Annotated in this window: 2 protein-coding genes and 1 pseudogene; all 3 read left to right on the top strand. The window is 48.2% G+C overall.

The genetic code is table 11. From position 1 onward, the window contains the following. Positions 1–343: DUF3408 domain-containing protein (locus BN93_RS15940; protein WP_019189271.1), on the top strand; the 343-nt coding region annotated here is incomplete at its 5' end. Between the two features lie 25 nt (positions 344–368). Further along, a complete protein-coding gene (locus BN93_RS15935; RefSeq protein ID WP_044261206.1) occupies positions 369–722 on the top strand; it encodes a DUF3408 domain-containing protein in 354 nt (117 codons plus the stop codon). Continuing rightward, positions 719–931 (top strand): annotated as a pseudogene (locus tag BN93_RS15930) (hypothetical protein); the annotation flags it as partial. The gene BN93_RS15935 and the pseudogene BN93_RS15930, both read left to right, overlap by 4 nt.

Here is a 931-nt window from a genome sequence, read left to right as displayed (position 1 = left end):
TGAGATGATACCCCCTTCCGCTGTCGAAGAGACGGATGAGGCTGTTTCGGAAACACAGAAAGAGGCTTTGGAAGAACCACAACTACCCATCCGAACACGTCGCAAGAATCCCGCCAAAGGAGATTACATCTCACTCTTCATGCACCGCAATGACCTGTATGACCGCAAGGCAATCTACATCTCCAAAGAGTTGCAGGACAAACTGTCGGAAATCGTCCTCTTCATCCGAAAGAGAGAGATGACATTGGGTATGTACGTGGAAAACATCCTTCTCAAACATTTGGAGGACTACAAGGAAGAAATCAACCGATTAAGTGAAAAGAACTTCAAGAAATTATTGTGATATGAAACAGAAAAAAGATCAACCAATGGCAGGTCATAAGTCCTGCAGAGAACGAAAAAGCGTCTCTTCAAAAGTAACCATCCGTAACTCCACCACGCTCATCGAGCATTCCGAGGGACACACTACAGGTCTCCTTCAGGAAGAGAAGAGCGATTACGAAACCGCCTTTCTGCAACCCCTGAACATCGGAGACAGAAAGGGCGTGTTCATTTCCAAAAAGACACAGGAAGAGATTTCCGAAATCGTCTATGTGGCAGCCGCAGGCAAACTGACGATTGGGGCATTCGTAGAGCATATCCTCCGGCATCACTTAGAGAGTCACCGTGATGAGATAGACGCCTTGTTTGAGCAACAGTTCCGTAAACGTTTCGAGCGATGAAGCAGGTGATTGTCATTCTGCTGTCGGTAGGCTTAGCCTATCTCGGCAGCGTACAGGTCGCCCGCTTCCTGTATGGACGCTATCGGAGTGCCGTGAAACTCTACCGTGAATTGCGGCTCTTTTTCCGAGAACGAGGCAAGGGGAAATTCGTCGTTACCATCCGCATCCCCCAGAAGGAACTCTCCCAAGAGGAGAATGTCCTTTTAGCT

The organism is Prevotella conceptionensis 9403948 (assembly GCF_000312305.1).
GTDB classification, from domain to species: Bacteria; Bacteroidota; Bacteroidia; order Bacteroidales; family Bacteroidaceae; genus Prevotella; species Prevotella conceptionensis.
Note: the sequence above shows the minus strand (reverse complement) of the source record. Positions and strands in the feature narration are given on the sequence as shown.